Origin of the sequence: Novosphingobium sp. 1529 (assembly GCF_040544855.1) — a bacterium.
Classification (GTDB): Bacteria; Pseudomonadota; Alphaproteobacteria; order Sphingomonadales; family Sphingomonadaceae; genus Novosphingobium; species Novosphingobium capsulatum.
The window spans coordinates 161897-178319 of record NZ_JBEPKW010000007.1 but is presented as its reverse complement, the minus strand read 5'-3'; the positions used below and the strand labels follow the sequence as shown (position 1 = coordinate 178319).

At 67.1% G+C, this 16423-nt stretch carries 14 protein-coding genes; 6 read left to right on the top strand and 8 right to left on the bottom strand.

The genetic code is table 11. The features are described 5' to 3' along the window. Window positions 1-2 precede the first annotated feature (2 nt). Window positions 3-3422 carry a S41 family peptidase gene (locus tag ABIC78_RS14820; RefSeq protein WP_354490546.1) on the top strand — a complete coding sequence of 1140 codons (3420 nt, stop codon included), beginning with the start codon at window positions 3-5 and terminating at the stop codon, window positions 3420-3422. Between the two features lie 60 nt (window positions 3423-3482). Here the strand turns inward: ABIC78_RS14820 and ABIC78_RS14815 are convergent, their stop codons facing one another. Together ABIC78_RS14815 and folE are read right to left on the bottom strand one after the other, a co-directional pair. After that, complete coding sequence (locus ABIC78_RS14815; protein WP_168353175.1) at window positions 3483-4442, bottom strand: NAD(P)/FAD-dependent oxidoreductase; 960 nt, start codon at window positions 4440-4442, stop codon at window positions 3483-3485. 18 nt (window positions 4443-4460) lie between these two features. Beyond that, the gene (folE, locus tag ABIC78_RS14810; protein ID WP_354490544.1) at window positions 4461-5147 is read right to left on the bottom strand and encodes a GTP cyclohydrolase I FolE; all 687 of its coding nucleotides are present in this window, start codon (window positions 5145-5147) and stop codon (window positions 4461-4463) included. A 150-nt stretch (window positions 5148-5297) separates the two neighbouring features. Here folE and ABIC78_RS14805 point away from each other — a divergent pair, with 150 nt between their 5' ends. Continuing rightward, entirely contained in the window at window positions 5298-5903 is a 606-nt protein-coding gene (locus ABIC78_RS14805) for a PAS domain-containing protein (protein WP_022677006.1), read from the top strand. 58 nt (window positions 5904-5961) lie between these two features. Here the strand turns inward: ABIC78_RS14805 and ABIC78_RS14800 are convergent, their stop codons facing one another. Both ABIC78_RS14800 and ABIC78_RS14795 read right to left on the bottom strand, forming a co-directional pair. Further along, window positions 5962-6315 carry an energy transducer TonB gene (locus tag ABIC78_RS14800; RefSeq protein ID WP_156306613.1) on the bottom strand — a complete coding sequence of 118 codons (354 nt, stop codon included), beginning with the start codon at window positions 6313-6315 and terminating at the stop codon, window positions 5962-5964. Between the two features lie 152 nt (window positions 6316-6467). Further along, window positions 6468-8378 (bottom strand): methyl-accepting chemotaxis protein, encoded by a 1911-nt coding sequence (locus tag ABIC78_RS14795; RefSeq protein ID WP_354490541.1) that lies wholly within the window; start codon window positions 8376-8378, stop codon window positions 6468-6470. Window positions 8379-8538: 160 nt separating this feature from the next. Between ABIC78_RS14795 and ABIC78_RS14790 the strand changes: the two genes are divergently transcribed. Then, complete coding sequence (locus tag ABIC78_RS14790) at window positions 8539-9249, top strand: peptidylprolyl isomerase (RefSeq protein ID WP_354490539.1); 711 nt, start codon at window positions 8539-8541, stop codon at window positions 9247-9249. On the opposite strand, the gene ABIC78_RS14785 is transcribed toward ABIC78_RS14790, so the two are convergent. After that, window positions 9250-11034: a hypothetical protein gene (locus ABIC78_RS14785; RefSeq protein ID WP_354490537.1), complete on the bottom strand. Its 1785-nt coding sequence runs from the start codon at window positions 11032-11034 to the stop codon at window positions 9250-9252. A 257-nt stretch (window positions 11035-11291) separates the two neighbouring features. On the opposite strand from ABIC78_RS14785, the gene ABIC78_RS14780 reads away from it, so the two are divergent. The 3 genes from ABIC78_RS14780 (at window position 11292) to ABIC78_RS14770 (ending at window position 13382) form a co-directional block, all read left to right on the top strand. Continuing rightward, window positions 11292-12560, top strand: a complete 1269-nt coding sequence (locus tag ABIC78_RS14780) for a hypothetical protein (RefSeq protein ID WP_354490535.1) — start codon at window positions 11292-11294, stop codon at window positions 12558-12560. A 297-nt stretch (window positions 12561-12857) separates the two neighbouring features. Beyond that, window positions 12858-13016 carry a hypothetical protein gene (locus tag ABIC78_RS14775; protein ID WP_210427005.1) on the top strand — a complete coding sequence of 53 codons (159 nt, stop codon included), beginning with the start codon at window positions 12858-12860 and terminating at the stop codon, window positions 13014-13016. A 120-nt stretch (window positions 13017-13136) separates the two neighbouring features. Next, a complete protein-coding gene (locus tag ABIC78_RS14770; RefSeq protein WP_022677013.1) occupies window positions 13137-13382 on the top strand; it encodes a hypothetical protein in 246 nt (81 codons plus the stop codon). Window positions 13383-13395: 13 nt separating this feature from the next. On the opposite strand, the gene ABIC78_RS14765 is transcribed toward ABIC78_RS14770, so the two are convergent. The 3 genes from ABIC78_RS14765 to ABIC78_RS14755 are packed head-to-tail and all read right to left on the bottom strand — an operon-like array spanning window position 13396 to window position 16420. After that, complete coding sequence (locus tag ABIC78_RS14765) at window positions 13396-14664, bottom strand: adenosylmethionine--8-amino-7-oxononanoate transaminase (protein WP_354490531.1); 1269 nt, start codon at window positions 14662-14664, stop codon at window positions 13396-13398. Further along, window positions 14661-15281, bottom strand: coding sequence for a dethiobiotin synthase (gene bioD / locus ABIC78_RS14760; protein ID WP_107718690.1), 621 nt, complete (start codon window positions 15279-15281; stop codon window positions 14661-14663). The genes ABIC78_RS14765 and bioD overlap by 4 nt, the downstream gene beginning before the upstream one ends. Continuing rightward, complete coding sequence (locus ABIC78_RS14755; RefSeq protein ID WP_354490528.1) at window positions 15281-16420, bottom strand: 8-amino-7-oxononanoate synthase; 1140 nt, start codon at window positions 16418-16420, stop codon at window positions 15281-15283. Before ABIC78_RS14755 ends, bioD begins: the two co-directional genes overlap by 1 nt. Between the last annotated feature and the right edge of the window lie 3 nt (window positions 16421-16423).

Here is a 16423-nt window from a genome sequence, read left to right as displayed (position 1 = left end):
CCATGCGAGGCAAGCTTATCCTGCTGGCATCGGCGCTGCTGGCGTCGACCACTCTTGTCGTACCGGCCGCGCAGGCCGCCGCCGATCCGCTGCTGCTGCAACAACCGACGCTCTCGGCCACGCAGATCGCCTTCGTCTATGGCGGTGAAATCTGGGTGGTGCCGCGCAGCGGTGGCCGGGCGACGCGGCTGGTCACCGGGCAGGGCGCCTTGTCGGGTCCGGTGTTCTCTCCCGATGGCAGCCAGATCGCGTTCACCGGCCGCTATGATGGCAATACTGATGTCTATGTTGTGCCCGCGCAAGGCGGCGAGCCGCGCCGGTTGACCTGGCATCCCGGTGCCGACGTGGCGCTGGGCTGGTCGGCCGATGGCAAGCAGGTGCTGTTCCGCTCCCCGCGCATGGCCGTGCGCGATGCGCACCAGATGTACCTGGTGCCGGCCAGTGGCGGCGCGCCCGTGCCGGTGCCCTTGCCCTCGGGCGAGGAAGGCGCGTTTTCGCCCGATGGCACGCGCATGGCCTATTCCCCGATCGAGCAGTGGCAGCCGGCGTGGAAGCAGTATCGCGGCGGGCAGACCGCGCGCATCTGGGTGGCGCGCCTGACGGATTCGGCCGTTACGCCGATCCCGCGCCCCAACAGCAACGATCGCAACCCGCTGTGGATCGGGGACAAGGTCTATTTCCTTTCCGACCGCGATGGCCCGGTCACGCTCTACAGCTATGATCCGGCCAGTGGGGCGGTCGCCCGGCTGATCGACAATTCCGCCGGGTTCGACATGGCCGCGATCGGCGCTGGCCCCGGCGGGGTGGTGATCGATCATTTCGGCAAGCTGGAAATCTATGACATCGCCAGCGGCACGGTCAGTCCGGTGCCGGTCACCATCGATGCCGATCTGCCGCAGCGCCGCGCCCATTTCGAAGAGATCAAGGCCGACAGCGTCAGCCATGCGCTGTTGAGCGAAACCGGCAAGCGCGTGATCATGGAAGTGCGCGGCGAGGTGCTCTCTGCCCCGGCCGAAAAGGGCGACGTGCGCAACATTACGCGTTCGCCCGGCGTGGCCGATCGCGATCCCGCGCCATCGCCCGATGGCACCAAGATTGCGTGGTTTTCCGATGAATCCGGCGAATATGCGCTGCACATCGGCGCGGCTGATGGCCTGGGCACGGTGCGCAAGATCGCGCTGGGGACGCCGCCCTCGTTCTTCTACAACCCGCGCTGGTCGCCCGACAGCAAGAAGATCGTGTTCGAGGACAAGCGGCTGAACCTGTGGCTGATCGACCTTGCCGCCGGCGCGGCCGCAGCGCCGGTCAGGATCGATACCAACCTGTTCGATGCGCCCGGCAGCAACTTTGACGCGGCGTGGTCGGCCGACAGCCAGTGGATCGTCTATACCCGCCAGCTGCCCAGCCATTTCCATGCCGCCTGGGTGCATTCGCTGGCCACCGGCAAGAACACCCAGGTGACCGACGGGTTGAGCGACGTGATCTCGCCCCGGTTCGATCATGGCGGCAAGTACCTCTACTTCGCCGCGACCACCGCCACGGGTCCGGCGGCCGGCTGGCTCGACATGTCGAGCATGGGGCGCGCGATCGATGGCGCGGCCTATGTCATGGTGCTGCGCAAGGACAGCGCATCGCCGATCGCGCCGGAAAGCGACGAGGAAAGCGCCGCCGATACCCTGCCGGGCCGTGACAAGCCGGGCAAGGCCAAGACCAAGAAGACCGACGCTGGCGCCAGTGACGACAAGCCGGCCGATGCCAAGGACGAGGACAAGGATGGCGGCAAGGACGGTGGCAGGGACGGGAAGGGCGGCAAGCCGACCCCGCCCGCCCCGGTGCGGATTGATTTCGAGGGACTCGATCAGCGCATCCTGGCGCTGCCGATCCCGCGCGCCAATATTGTGGAACTGCAGGCCGGCAAGGATGGCGTGGTCTATACCCTGACCATCCCGCCCGCCGCGACCGATGCCGATTACCTGGAAGGCGACGAGGCCGGCCCGCCGCGCACGCTGTTCCGTTTCGACCTCAAGGAGCGCAAGAACAAGGAACTGGCGCAGGGTGTTGTTGCCAATACCTTCTCCCTTTCGGCAGACGGCAGCAAGATGCTGCTGCAGCGTGGCGGCACCTGGCTGGTGGCCGATGCCGACAAGGAAGTGAAGGACGGCGAAAGCGCCAAGCCGATCAAGTTCGACGACGTGCGCGTGTGGGTCGATCCCCAGGCGGAATGGAAGCAGATCTATCACGAGGTCTGGCGGATCGAGCGCGACTTCCTCTACGATCCCAACCACCACGGCCTCGATCTGGCGCGGGCCGAGGCGCTCTATGCCCGCTTCCTGCCCGGCCTTGCCGCGCGGCAGGATCTCAACGTGCTGCTGGAGGAAATGACCGGGCACATCTCGGTTGGCCACACTTTCATCAACGGCGGCGACCTGCCTGAACAGCAAACCGCGCGCGGCGGCCTGCTCGGCGCCGATTACGAGGCGGTCGATGGGCGCTGGCGCATTGCCCGCGTGCTGCCGGGCGAGAACTGGAATCCCAAGCTGGTCGCCCCGCTCAGCCAGCCCGGCGTGGACGTGCACGCCGGGGAGTTCATCCTGGCGGTCAATGGCCGCCCCGTCGACACCCAGACCGAGATCGATCGCGCGCTGGATGGCACGGCCGGCAAGCAGACCGTGCTGACCGTGGCAAGCACGGCAGCGGGCGCGGGATCGCGCCAGGTTACCGTGGTGCCGATCGCCAATGAAGGCGCGTTGCGCCTGCGCAGCTGGATGGAAGGCAACCGGCGCACGGTCGACCGGCTGTCGGGCGGCAAGCTGGCCTATGTCTATGTGCCCGATACGGCCGCTGGCGGCTTTGCCAACTTCAACCGCTATTATTATGCCCAGGTCGGCAAGCAGGGCGCGGTGATCGACGAGCGGTTCAACCATGGCGGCCAGATTGCCGACTATATCGTCGATCAGTTGAAGCGCACCCCGCAGATGATCAACCACACCCGCGAAGGGGCTGACCAGATCGAGCCGGCCGCGGCGATCTTTGGCCCCAAGGTGATGATCATCAACGAAATGTCAGGCTCGGGCGGTGATGCCTTGCCGTGGCTGTTCCACAAGGAAGGCGTCGGCCCATTGGTGGGCAAGCGCACCTGGGGCGGGCTGGTCGGCATCGGTGGCTATCCCCAGCTGATCGACGGGGGCAGTGTCACCGCGCCGCGCTGGGCGATCTATGGCACCACCGGCCAGTGGGAAGTGGAAGGGATCGGCATTCCGCCCGATATCGAGGTGGAGCAGGACCCGGCGCTGATCCGTCAGGGCCACGATCCGCAGCTGGAACGCGCCGTGGCCGAGGCGATGGCCCTGCTCAAGGCCAATCCGCCGCAGCAGTTCCCCAAGCCAGCGCCGATCGTCAAGCATCCGGTACTGCCGCAGTAAGCGGGGGACATGTTAGAAAGGGGGGGCGAGCCTGGCTCGCCCCTTCTTTTTTGCGCCGGTTCAGGCTGCTTTGCGGGCGAGGATGCGGCCCGCCAGCGCATCGCCCGAAAGCCAGGCTCCCTGCACGGTTGGTTCGGTCAGCCAATCGCCGCAGGCGCCCAGGCGCAGCATATCGTCCCACAGCGCGGTGCTGCCCGCGCCCACCGGCCGGGCAAAGCGCCAGCGATGGGCGCGCGCCACCAGCGGCTCGGGCGGAGCAATCCCGGCAAGATCGGCAAAGGCATCGGCAATCTGGCCGATAACCTCTTCCGGCGTTTGTTCGAGATGCTGGCGCGACCAATCCGCGCTGGCCTGGATGACCCAGCAATCGGGCGCGCCCTGGGCCGGGCCAGGCCGACCCGGCTTGGCCGAATTGCGCGCCACCCAGGCAAGCGGGCCATCGCCACGCCACACCGTCCAGTCCAGCGGCAAGGGTTCGGCCCAGGCCATCATCGCCGTCCAGCAGGCCTGGGATGCGCTACCGGCAGCGGCGCGGGCCATGGGAAAGGCGTGAAGCGAGAGCAGCGGCGCTGCCTGTTCGGCCGGCGTGGCCACGACCACCGCATCGAACGGGCCGCGCCGTTCGCCTTCGAGCACCAGCCACCAGTGCCGGCCATCATGGACCAGGCCCTTGACCAGGCATTCGAATGTCACGTCGTGACGCTGTGCCAGATCGGCCACCAGGGCATTCATCCCCGGCACGCCGACATAGGCATCGGGGCCCGCGTCCGGCCATGGCGCGGCCACGCCGCGCTCTGCCCATTGCGCCACCTGCCGGGCAAAACCGGGCGTGGTGGCGGCGCAGAACTGCGCGCCATGATCGAACCGCGCCTGGCCCAGCGGCGTATCGATCCGCCGGGTGGACATGCGGCCGCCCGGCCCACGCCCTTTGTCAAACGCGCTGACCACGTGGCCGGCCCCCACCAGCCGGTCAGCGCAGGTCAGGCCAGCAAGCCCCGCCCCGATGATCCCGAAATGCAATGTCCCCTCCCGTCCGCGTCAGCCGCGGCCCATCAGCGACATCACCTCGCGGCGGGAGCTGGCGTCTTGCAGGAAGCAGCCGAGCATGCGGCTGGTGACCATGCCCACGCCCGGCGTGCACACGCCGCGCCCGGTCATGCAGCCGTGCTGCGCCTCGATCACCACGGCCACGCCCTGGGGCTGCAAATGGTCCCAGATGCACTGCGCCACTTCGGCGGTCAGGCGTTCCTGAACCTGGAGACGGCGGGCATAGCCGTGGAGCACGCGCGCCAGCTTGGAAATGCCGACCACGCGGTTGTTGGGCAGGTAGGCGATCGAGGCCTTGCCGGTGATCGGCGCCATGTGGTGTTCGCAGTGCGACTGGAACGGAATGTCGCGCAGCAACACGATCTCGTCATAGCCGCCCACTTCCTCGAACGTGCGGGTCAGGTGCACGCTGGGATCTTCGCGATAGCCCTGGCAATATTCCAGCCAGGCGCGGCCAACGCGCGCCGGCGTATCGATCAGGCCTTCGCGGCTGGGATCTTCGCCAGCAAACCGCAGCAGCGTGCGGATCGCTTCCTGCACCGGCTCGGGCACGGCAGGCTTGGCCGCCGGGGCATGCTGGTGTGCGCTGCTGTCGTGGGCAGCGTGGTTGTGGCTGGCGTCATCGCAACCGTCGTGGCTGTCTTGCGCGGAGGCGAAATCGAGAGTCATCAGGTTCATGGCGGAATTCTCCGGCCCGGGGAGGCTGCGCGCAGATGCGCATCAGAGCAAGACCGGGCATGCACTTCGGACTTGCAGTTGGCAGCGGGCCGCTACAACATGGCCGAAAGGACACTGGAGCGAAGCGCGCGCCGTGCCACATGAGGAAACATGCTGATATCCGAGATGATAACGGCAAGCCCGGTCGCTGCGGTCATCAGCAACCCTCGCTTGCCTGATAACCCGATCGTGGAATGCAATGCCGCGTTCGAAGCACTGACCGGCTATGAGCGGGACGAGATCATCGGCCGCAACTGCCGCTTTCTGCGCGGGCCAGGCACCGAGCCTGACCTGACGGCAGAGCTGCGCGCCGGCATCCGCGAAGGCCGGCCGGTCTTGGTCGAGATCATCAACTACAAGAAGGACGGCACGCCGTTCCGCAATGCCGTGATGGTCGCGCCGATCTTCGACGCCCAGGGGGAACTGGAATATTTCCTTGGTTCTCAAGTGGATGTCAGCAAGGCTGCCGATCTTGAGGCCGGCAATACGGCTGGCGCTGCCCGCGCCCAGGCGGCGCGCGATGCCGTGGCGCTGCTCTCGCCGCGCCAGCGCGAAATCTTGGTGCACATGGCTGCCGGCAAGCTCAACAAGCAGATCGCCTACGAACTCGGCCTGTCGGAACGCACGGTGAAGATGCACCGCTCGTCCGTGATCCGCACCCTGGGTGTGCGTACCAGTGCCGATGCCATCCGCGTGGCGGTAGAAGCCGGGCTCTGATCCTGATTGCTGGTGTTGACGAGAGGCTCGCCCTTAAGGGCAAGCCTCTCGTTCAGCTTTACATCAGCCGCCAGGTGATCGGCACGGTCAGCGTGGTCGGCCCGCCGGGAGGGGCCGGCAGGTTGCCGGCGCGGCGCGGCAGGGCCAGCGCCTCGCGATCGAGCGTGGCCGAGCCAGAGCCGCCGACCAATTCGGTTTTCTCGATCGCGCCCACCGCGCTGATATAGACCTTCACCTTGGCGGTCCCTTCCTCGCCGCGCATCTGCGCAGTGGGCGGGTAGGTCTGCTTGGAGGCGATGATGCGGGTGACCTGGCGATACCAGTCGGCGCTTTGCGCATGGGCGGCGCCGGCCAGGCCGGCAGCGAAACAGGCAACGGCAAGGGCCGCGGCGCGCACACGGGAATGATGCATCGGGGGTGTCCTTCGTTGTCGAACAGGGGTGACGAAATAAGGGGCGTTGCAGCCGCAAGGATTCGCCTCGCCTCCGCAACGCTGCCGTTATCCCCGGCGTGGGGTTAGCATCGCCATGCGCCGCCCCTGCGGACAATTACGCAGGCTGCGCGTCAGAACTCGCTCCAGTCATCCACCGCCAGGTTGCCTGCGGCCGCCCCCCGGCCGGGTGCCGGACGCGCGGGCGGGGCGGCCGGTTCTTCCGATGGCAGCGTCGCGAGAGCGAGTGAGGCCGGGCGCACGACAACTGGCGCTGGTTCGGCCGGCTGCATAGGCATCACGCGCGGCGCGGCCACAGGCGTGGCATCGCCACCTGCCAGGCGAAAGCGGCCCAGCTGTTCCATCAGGCTGTCGGTCTCGCTCGACAGGGTGCGCGTGCTGGCGGTACTTTCCTCCACCATCGCTGCATTGCGCTGCGTGAACGAATCCATGTCCGACACCATGCGCGAGATTTCGCCGATGCCGTCGGCCTGCTTTTCGGCCGCTTCGGCAATTTCCTCGACCAGGCCCGAGACCGCGTTCACTTCGCCCACGATCTGGCGCAGCGCTTCGCCACTGCCTTCGACCAGGGCCACGCCGCCGGCGATCTGCTGTGAACTCGTGGTGATCAGGGTCTTGATATCCTTGGCCGCGTCGGCGCTGCGCTGGGCCAGGGCGCGCACTTCGGATGCCACCACGGCAAAGCCCTTGCCCGCGTCTCCGGCGCGCGCCGCCTCTACCCCCGCGTTAAGCGCGAGCAGGTTGGTCTGGAACGCGATGCCGTCGATCACGGCAATGATCTCGGCCATCTGGCGCGAGCTGTCCTCGATCGATCGCATGGCGCCCACCGCATCGTGAGCAATGGTTTCCACCTGGCCGGCGGTATCGCGCGCCACGCGCAGGCGTCCGCTGGTCTGCCGCGCGTTGTCGGCCGTGATCTTTACCGTGCCGGTAAATTCGTTGAGCGTGCGCGCGGTCTGCGCCAGGGCATTGGCCTGCTGTTCCGACCGGGCCGAGAGGTCTGACGAGGCGGCGGCGATCTCGTCGATGCCCAGCTTGATCGTGCGACAGCCGGCCACGATGCGGCCCAGCACCTGGCTCATTTCACCCAGCGCGGCGTTGTAATCCAGGTGCAGCTTGCCCATCGCGCCATGGCCGTTTTCCGCCACGCGGTGGGTCAAATCGCCCTGCGCCAGGGCAGCAAGGCCGCCGCCGATCGCGCCAATGGTGACGTTGGCTTCTTCGGCGCGGGCCTGTTCCTCGCGCGCGCGCTGCACGTCGCGGGCGAACAGCGCCTTGAACCCGTCGAGCGCGCGGGCCAACTGGCCGAGTTCGTCTGCGCGGGCCAGCCCCGGCACGTCGATCGTGATATCGCCGGCTGCCAGGCGATCCACCGCCGCGCTCATCCTTTTGACCGGCCGCGCCACTGTGGCCATCAGCACCACCAGCATGAACACCGCCACCACCAGCGCGGCGACGGCTGCCCCCACCATGAAGCGCTGGGCCGAGGTGTAGATCGTTGCGCTCTGTTCCGAAATCGCCCCGGCGCCCTTGGCGTTGAGATCGATCAGCTGCAGCACCAGGTCTTCCAGCGCGTAATAGTGGTCGAGCGATTCGGCATTGAGCGCGGCATGGGCGGCGGCAGGATCGCTTAGCGCCACGGTGATCAGGCGATCGGTATCGGCGGTAAAATCGCGCCAGCCTTTCTCGAACTGGTCGAGCAGCGCCTTTTGCTGCGGCGTGGCGATCTCGCTACGGTAATCGGCAATGGTCTTGTCGATCACCACTTGCGCGTTGCGCGCCAGCTTGGCCGAACGCGGCCCGGGGGTATAGACCACTTCGGCCTGCTTGATGCGGTATTGCGAGAGATAGCTGTGCAGATCACCCAGCGATTGCGAGGCCGGCAGCCAGCGCTCGCGCATTTCGGTGGCGATCGCGTTCACCTCGCCAATGCGGTTGACGCCCACGACGCTGATCGCGGCCATCACCGCCAGCAGCACGGCAAAGGCTGACATCAGCTTGGCAGAGATATTGAAACGAAGCATGGCGGCTGGCTCCGGCGGTTTGCGGCAATCGCCGGAAAACTAGAGCGCGGGCCTTCACGGATCGGTAACCATACCCCTGTGGATCGTTGCTATCGCGGCGTTAACCATGCCGTGCATCGGGCCATTTACCGGCCCGGCCCTGATCGGGCAGGATGCCGGGATGAAGATTCGATTCGCCGTGATGGCGCTTGCCGCCGCAAATTTCGCCTGTGCCTCTGCTGCCCTCGCCGCCCCCGCACGCAAGGCCGCCCCGGCCAGGGTTGCCCCCGCGCCGGCGCCCGTGCCCGATGTCGCGACTGTGGCCCTGGTGACCGATCAAGGCACCATCGTGGTGGAACTCGATGGCAAGCATGCCCCGATCAGCGTGGGCAACTTCCTGCATTACGTCGATGCCAAGCGCTATGACGGGATGACGTTCTATCGCGCCATGCACCTTGCCTGGGGGCAGCAGCCCAATGGCCTGCTGCAGGGCGGCATCCGCGATGCGGCCAAGCTGTTCAAGCCGGTGGCCCATGAACCGACCAGCCAGACCGGCATCCTGCACAAGGTCGGCACGCTGTCGCTGGCGCGGCTGGCGCCGGGCACGGCCACGTCGGATTTTTCCATCCTGTTGTCAGACATGCCCGGCCTGGATGCCGATCCGGCCAATGCCGATCCCGATCGGCAACTGGGCTATGCCGCGTTCGGCCATGTGGTTTCGGGCATGGATGTGGTGCGCAAGATCTGGGACATGCCGATTTCGCCGACGATGGGCGAAGGCGCCATGCGCGGGCAGATGCTGGCCCAGCCGGTGAAAGTGATCACCGCGCGGCGCGTGGCGAACCAGACGCCCGCGCCTGTACCCGCGCCAGCGCCAGCAACGACACCCTGATCAGTTGGGACAGGCCACCGCCGCGCTCTGCCCCCGGCGGAACAGCACCACGCGATAGAAGAACGCGTCGCTGCCAAAAGCCTGGTTCGGCCCGGCAACGATGTCGAGCCGATCCCCCTTCGCCAGGTCCACTGGCAGCGGGCCGGGTTGCAGACCAGTGGTCAGCACGCCCTGCCACAGCGCCTTGCCATTGCGCAGCACGGCGAGGTCCACCCCGTCGCCGCCCGGCGCCTTGGCAAAGCAGCCGCGCAGGTCCAGCGCCTGGGCTGCCGGCGCGGTATAGCGCCACACTGCACGCAATGGCGCAGCGGCATCGCCGGCCGGCGCGGCGCTGGTGGCGTTGATGCGCAGCGGCTTGCTGAACTTGTTGCCGAAATAGCCGGTCCAGGTATCGTCCAGCCAATCGAGCGCGGTATCGCTGCCCGCCCGGTTGCGCACGAAATAGCGCCAGGCCGGCGTGCCCCATCCCAGCAGGGTATCGGCCACCACGGCCGAGGCGCCCAGGGTATAGCCCGTGCCGACCAGCACGATGGGCTGATCGCCGATCATCGGCGTGGCCAGCGCCTGGCCGGTGGGGCCATAGGCGCGCATGCCACTGCCCAGCACCAGCCCGCGCGGGGCGCCCCAGATCACCGTGGTATCGCTGCCCAGGCGATAGGCAAACAGCAGCGGATCGCCCAGATCCAGCCGCACCGGGCGCCCCTTGGGCAGCACGCTGGCCTGGATGAAGCGGAACGCGCGGCCCTGGTCCTTGATCGCGGTGCTGGCAAACAGCCCCATGGTGGGAAACCCGCCCTGGTCGATCAGGGCATACCAGCTTGCCTGACCCACGCCACCGGCGGCCAGCATCGTGGCCTGCTTGACCAGTTCGCCTGCCGCCGTGGCCTGGTCGCTGGTGGCGAGGCCAAATTCGGTGGCCCAGACCGGCACGCGCTGCCCGGCGCCGTCCATGGCGGTGGTCAGCTGCGCGAGTTCCACGTCCAGCCCTTCGGCGCGGTTGCGATAGGGATGCACAGCAAGGCCATCCACCTGGGTCAGCAGCCCGGCGGCGAACAGCGGGCGTAGGAAACCCGTGCCGATCATGTTGGTCGATCCACCCAGCAGCGCCGGATTGCCGCCCAGCCGCGTATGGGCTGCTGCGGCAATCCGCACATAGGCAGCCACGCTGTCGATCCCAGCGGCAAAGACCATGGCGCGGCTGCCGTTGATCTCGTTGCCCAGCTCGATCGCGGCCAGGCAGTTGCCGAACTTGTCTTTCAGCGCGCCCAGATAGGCGGCAAACGCCGTGCGGCCCTGCTCGGAAGAAACCCACAGGCCGTTGTCATACAGCGGGTTGGCGGGAATTTCCGTTAGGATCAGGTGTCGCCCGGCCTGGCACGCCGCCATCAGGTTCTGCGCCGCCGCGCCGCCCAGGGCGTAGTGCCCCTTGGCCGTCTCCCCCGCCGCCCAGGGCAGCGAATCGCGCAAGAGCGGCGCCTGTGCCTGTGCGGCCAGATCGCTCACCCCGGCCGGCCAACCCTGGCTGAAATGGGTTTGCGCACCCAGCAGCAGCGGCGCGCTCACGGCAGGCGCTGCCGCCTTGGCCGCGCTTGTCGTGGCGGTCGCCGGGGCCACGCCGCCGGCGCTGCTTGCCAGCGTTACCGGCGCAGCGCCTGGCGTGGCGCTGGCCGAAGAGGTGGCCTTGCCCGTGGTGATGATCACCGTCGCCGCCAGGGCGGGGGCCGCCACAATACCGGCCGTGACCAGCAGCGACTGGCGAAACCGGGTGTTCTTAATAAGCGCCATCAGCGGCCGTCCTGCACGTTGCCAGCAACAGGCGGCAGGGATTCGCCGCCCGAGAGGCACAGTCTTGCCGCAATCGTTTAACATAGCCGCTCCAGACGCGGTTGACGCCGGCGCAGTCTTCTTTGCCAGGAACATATTGGCTATTAAGGGGAAATGCGTAGCGGAGCCGTGCTCCGAAACCCCCGTGCCGCGGTTGGCAGCGCCAGCCGCCCATGCCACAACCGGGCAGGTCTCTGCTGTCGAGGGAAGCGCTACCGATGAAAGCTCTCGTCCCGCTGGCTCTGCTCATCGCCGCGCCGGCCATGGCGCAATCGTCCGGGCCACCGCCCCAGGTCGACGCGGCCATGTCCCTGCTCGACCAGGGGCATTACCTTACGGCGCGCGACAAACTGGCCAAGCTGGCGTTCGATCCGCAGGGGCGGGTGAAAGACGAATATGCCTATCAGATGTGGCAGCAAGAAAGCGTCATGGTGACTGGCGAACTCGACTTGGCAACGCTGGATCGGGCGCATTCAGCCCCATTGATCCAGCGCGACTGGATCGCGCGCGTTCAGCAGGCGGTTGCCCACGATGCGATTGCCGAAATCGTCAAGCGGGCGAAAGATACTCGCATCGTCATCCTGAACGAAGCGCACAGCAGCCCGCGCGATCGCATGTTCGCCTTGCAGGTGGCCCGCGCCCTGCGTCCTTTGGGCTACGGCGTCCTGGCGGCGGAGGCGTTCTACAACGACCCGGCTGGAAAGATCATGGCGCGGCTCAGGCACGATGGCTTTGTCCGCCGTGGAACCGGCTTTTACACCCTTGACCCAGTCTATGCGCGGTTCGTCCGCACCGCGCTCGCCATGGGTTATACTCCCGCCGCCTATGAGCAGACCGAGGAACAATCTGCCGCCGCCCATCCTGCGGATCGGCAGGCCAACATCGTGGCGCGTGAACAGGCTCAGGCCGAAAATCTGGCGGCATTGATGGCACGCTTTCCGAGCCAGAAGGTGTTGATCTATGTCGGGCATAGCCATGTCGCCGAAGCCGCCATCGACGAGACCGGCGAAGGCAATCCCAAGATTGACTGGATGGCGGCGCGGCTCAAACGCATGACCGGTATCGATCCCTTGACGATCGATCAGGCTACGGTGACCGACCTTGATGCCGGCGCGCGCCCGGCGCAGGTGGCGGCAGCGCGCCTGTTGGGTGGGCGGCCTGGCATCTTGTTCGAACAGGGCAAGCCACTGGTGCTGGGCCAATATGCCGGCGCGGTGGACCTTCAGGTGATCCATCCTGCCCGGCGCTACCGCTTTGGCCGCCCGGCATGGCTTGCGGCCTCGGGCGCGAGACCGGTTCCGGTTCCTGCCGCGTTCAGGCCCCGGCATGGCCGCTGCCTTGTCCAGGCTTTCCCCGCTGGCGCGTCCGCTGATGCGGTGCCGCTGGATCAGGTGATGATCACGGCGGGGGAACGGGCACCGGCTTTGCTGTTGCCGGCAAGGCCGATGCGGTTTTTTAGGCAGTGCGTGCAGTTGGGAGGAAAGTAAAATCTGCCATCGCGAATAAATTACCACTGAATATTATCTGTAATAGGTATTTATAATTCTGAAATGGCGAGGGAGTGAATGATATTATGCAAATTGACTTTGAATTATATCATTGCTGAATTTTGAAATTTTCACTTGATTTTTTTGTAGAAATTCTGCATAGGCTGCGCATCGCCCCCCGTCATGATGCAAAATCTTGGATGCAATCGGCGCCTGAGAGACCATCGTGCTCCCGCATCTGGCAGGAGAACGGCCGTGGACCTCAATCATCTTCTTTTTCAGCATCAGGTTGCGGTGATGGATGCCCAGACGCGGCAGGACCATCGCGCCGGCAGCCGCTATGATCTCGTGCGGCATTATGAAACCCGCATTGCGCGGCTGCGCCAGAAGCTGGGCGTGGCAGCCTATCCGGAATGGTGCACGCTGCCTGCGGCCGGGTCAGCCGCTGCCGCCTGAGGCAGGCTGACGGGACAGCACGTCACCCATTTTTCGGCCCCGCTTCCTTCCGCCTGTGCACCACGCACGGGCGAGTGATCAACCGGCGCCCCCCGCCTCCCCCCTGCACGAGGTTTTCCCATGACAACCATCACCACCACGCGCGCGCTCAACCTGTCGATCGACGAGGGCGATGCCGCCAAGCGGTGCAAGGCCAATGCCCTGCGCATCAGTTCGATCGAGCCGCTCAAGTCTGGCGGCACGCATCTGGTGTTCGTGACGATCGAGGATGCCGACAAGGCCCGCATCCTGTTCAAGTCATCGCTGGCCACCGGCCGCGTCGTGCGTTTCCCGTTCATGGGTGCATCGACGCGCCACCTCTATTGATTTCAACGCCTGGCTAGATGGGGCGCTCGGGGCGCGGCAGGGCGGCCAGCCCTTCCTCCACCACATCGCCCACGCGCGCCAGGTCTGCCGCGCTGATGCAATAGGGCGGCAGGACATAGACGGTATTGCCCAGAGGGCGCAGCAGCACGCCGTGATCGCGGGCAAAGGCCATCAGGTGTGGCGCCAGGGCGGAAAGATAGCCGCCATCGGGCGTGGCGAAATCCACGGCGATGATCGTGCCGCAGCGGCGGGGATGTTGCGCGCCGGGCAGCGCGGCCAGGCGATCGAGCAGGGCCTGCTGGTTCTGCCCCAGGGCATCGATGCGCGCCTGCACCGGCTCTTCACGCCACATCGCCAGGTTTTCCACCGCCGCTGCGCAGGCGATCGGGTTCGCGGTGTAGCTGGACGAGTGGTAGAACAGCTTGGCCCGGTCGGTTGACCAGTGCGCGGCAAAGATCGGCTCTTGCGCCACGGTGACCGCCAGCGGCATCGATCCGCCGGTCAGGCCCTTGGCCAGGCACAGGATATCGGGCACCACGCCGGCCTGGTTGCACGCCAGCATCGTGCCAGTGCGGCCAAACCCGGTCATCACCTCGTCGGCAATGAACAGCACGCCATGGCGGCGGCACACCTCGGCCATCGCGGCCAGCACGGCGGGCGGATAGAACAGCATGCCGCCCGCGCCGAGCACCAGCGGCTCCACGATCAGCGCAGCCGGGTTTTCGCGGCAGGCGGCCTCCAGGGCTTCGATCGTGTTGGCGCCATCGCCGATTGGAAAGGGGATCGTGCCCACATCGAACAGCAGCGGCGCATAGGCCGCGTTATAGACCCCGCGTTCCCCCACCGACATCGTGCCGATGGTATCGCCGTGATAGGAATGCTCCATCACGAGGATGCGGTGGCGCGCCTCGCCACGGTTGGCCCAAAAGCCCAGCGCCATTTTCAGCGCCACTTCCACGCAAGTGCTGCCGCTGTCGGAAAAGAACACGCGGGTCAGCGCTTCGGGCAGCATGGCCACCAGGCAGCGCGCCACGTCTTCGGCGGGCTGGTGCGTCCAACCGGCAAAGATCACCTGGTCCAGCCGCTCGGTCTGGGCGCGGATTGCGGCCATGATGCGCGGGTTGTTGTGGCCATGCGTGGTCACCCACCACGACGAGATCGCATCGATCACGCGGCTGCCGTCTTCCAGGATCAGCGCCGCCCCTTCGCCGCGCGCCACCTTGGGAATGGGCAGGCCCAGCCCGTGCTGCCAGAACGGATGCCAGACGGGCGAGCCGGTCATGCGAAATCCTCCAGCGCAAAGCCGCGGGCAAAGGCGGCGGCCAGGGTTTCCGGGGTCAGCGGATCGAGCGGGTCGAGCCGGCCCAGGCGGCGCACCTTGCCCATCGCGGCGATGGTCTGTTCGTTGTCTGCGTTCTCGGCGCCGACGAAGGCGATACCGTGGATCGGCACGCCGCGCGCGCGCAGGGCTTCGAGCGTCAGCAGGCTGTGGTTGATCGTGCCCAGCGCCGTGCGCGCCACCACGATCACCGGCAGGTTCCACCAGGCAAACAGATCGGCATAGAGCGTGCCGCGCGTGATCGGCACCAGCGCGCCGCCGGCGCCCTCTACCACCAGGCGTTCATGATCGGGCGGGGAAAGCCGCGCCGGATCGATCTGCAGTCCGTCCAGCTCTGCCGCGCGGTGGGGCGAAAGCGGCTGCGTCAGCCGATAGGCTTCGGGCAGGATCAGTTCGGGCGGCAACTGTGCCAGCGCGGCCACGGCATCGCGGTCTGCCCCGTCATCCAGGCCGGATTGCACCGGCTTCCAGTAATGCGCGCGCAGCGCACCGGCGAGGGCGGCACTGAACACGGTCTTGCCGATGCCGGTATCGGTTCCGGTCACGACATAGCGGGTCATCACAGGATCTCCTCAAGGGTGGCGGCCAGCGCATCGACATCGGCGGGGGCGGCGTTGAGCGTCAGGGATATGCGCAGGCGGCTGGTGCCGGCCGGCACGGTGGGTGGGCGAATGCCGCGCACATCGAACCCGGCGACCTGCAGCCGTGCGGCCACGGCCATGGTGCGCGCGTCATCGCCCAGGATGAGTGGCATGACCTGGCTGCCGCTGACGCTGGCGCCCAGCGGGCCCAGCCGGCGTGCGGCATGGTCGATCAGCGCGGACAGTGCGGCGCGGCGCTCTGGCTCGTCGGCGCAGATGCACAAGGCCTCGCGCACGGCGCTGGCCATCAGCGGGCTGGGCGCGGTGGAAAAGATGAACGGGCGGCCGCGGTTGACCAGGAAATCGCGCACCACGCGCGGGCCGCAGACCAGCGCCCCTTCGCAGCCCAGCGCCTTGCCGCAGGTGCGCAGCACGATCACGTCTTCGCGCCCATCGAGATGCGTGGCAAGGCCGCGCCCATCGGGGCCGAACACGCCGGTGGCGTGCGCCTCGTCGATCACCAGGATCGCGCCATGGCGCTGCGCCACAGCGGCAAGATCATCCAGCGGGGCGCGGTCACCATCCATCGAATAGAGGCTTTCCACGCAAAGCCACAGGCGCCCGGTATGGCCCTGCGCGCGCCATTGCGCCGCCAGCGTGGCAAAGGCATCGGCATCGTTGTGCGCGGCCATGGCGGTGCGCGCGCGGGTCAGCCGCAGGCCTTCGTGGACCGAGGCGTGGATCAGTTCGTCATAGATCACCAGGTCTTCGCGCTGGGGCAGGGTGGCAATCAACGCCACGTTGCCGGCATAGCCGGCGCTGAACCACAGCGTGCTTTCGCAGCCGAAGAAGGCGGCGGCTTCCGCCTCCAGCGCCTCGTGCTCGGGATCGTTGCCGCGCAGCAGGCGCGATCCGCCCGACCCCACCGCCACGCCGCGCGCCAGGGCATCGGCCACGGCAGCGCGCAAGCGCGGGGCTTGGGCCAGGCCGAGATAATCGTTGCTGGCAAAATCCACCCCGGCGCGCGGGGCCAGCGCGCGCAGGCGGGCGCGCGCCTGCAACCCCGCCAGATCGGCGGACTGGGCCTGCCACAAATCCGTGGCGTTCACGCTGTCCATGCG

Excerpts from the sequence above, each read along its gene's own strand:
- folE (WP_354490544.1), bottom strand. The coding sequence starts at position 5,147 with ATGAACCTGATGACTCTCGATTTCGCCTCCGCGCAAGACAGCCACGAC.
- ABIC78_RS14785 (WP_354490537.1), bottom strand. The coding sequence starts at position 11,034 with ATGGCGCTTATTAAGAACACCCGGTTTCGCCAGTCGCTGCTGGTCACG.
- ABIC78_RS14775 (WP_210427005.1), top strand. The coding sequence starts at position 12,858 with ATGGATGCCCAGACGCGGCAGGACCATCGCGCCGGCAGCCGCTATGAT.
- ABIC78_RS14800 (WP_156306613.1), bottom strand. The coding sequence starts at position 6,315 with ATGCATCATTCCCGTGTGCGCGCCGCGGCCCTTGCCGTTGCCTGTTTC.
- bioD (WP_107718690.1), bottom strand. The coding sequence starts at position 15,281 with ATGACCCGCTATGTCGTGACCGGAACCGATACCGGCATCGGCAAGACC.
- ABIC78_RS14805 (WP_022677006.1), top strand. The coding sequence starts at position 5,298 with ATGCTGATATCCGAGATGATAACGGCAAGCCCGGTCGCTGCGGTCATC.
- ABIC78_RS14755 (WP_354490528.1), bottom strand. The coding sequence starts at position 16,420 with ATGGACAGCGTGAACGCCACGGATTTGTGGCAGGCCCAGTCCGCCGAT.
- ABIC78_RS14790 (WP_354490539.1), top strand. The coding sequence starts at position 8,539 with ATGAAGATTCGATTCGCCGTGATGGCGCTTGCCGCCGCAAATTTCGCC.
- ABIC78_RS14795 (WP_354490541.1), bottom strand. The coding sequence starts at position 8,378 with ATGCTTCGTTTCAATATCTCTGCCAAGCTGATGTCAGCCTTTGCCGTG.
- ABIC78_RS14765 (WP_354490531.1), bottom strand. The coding sequence starts at position 14,664 with ATGACCGGCTCGCCCGTCTGGCATCCGTTCTGGCAGCACGGGCTGGGC.
- ABIC78_RS14770 (WP_022677013.1), top strand. The coding sequence starts at position 13,137 with ATGACAACCATCACCACCACGCGCGCGCTCAACCTGTCGATCGACGAG.
- ABIC78_RS14820 (WP_354490546.1), top strand. The coding sequence starts at position 3 with ATGCGAGGCAAGCTTATCCTGCTGGCATCGGCGCTGCTGGCGTCGACC.
- ABIC78_RS14780 (WP_354490535.1), top strand. The coding sequence starts at position 11,292 with ATGAAAGCTCTCGTCCCGCTGGCTCTGCTCATCGCCGCGCCGGCCATG.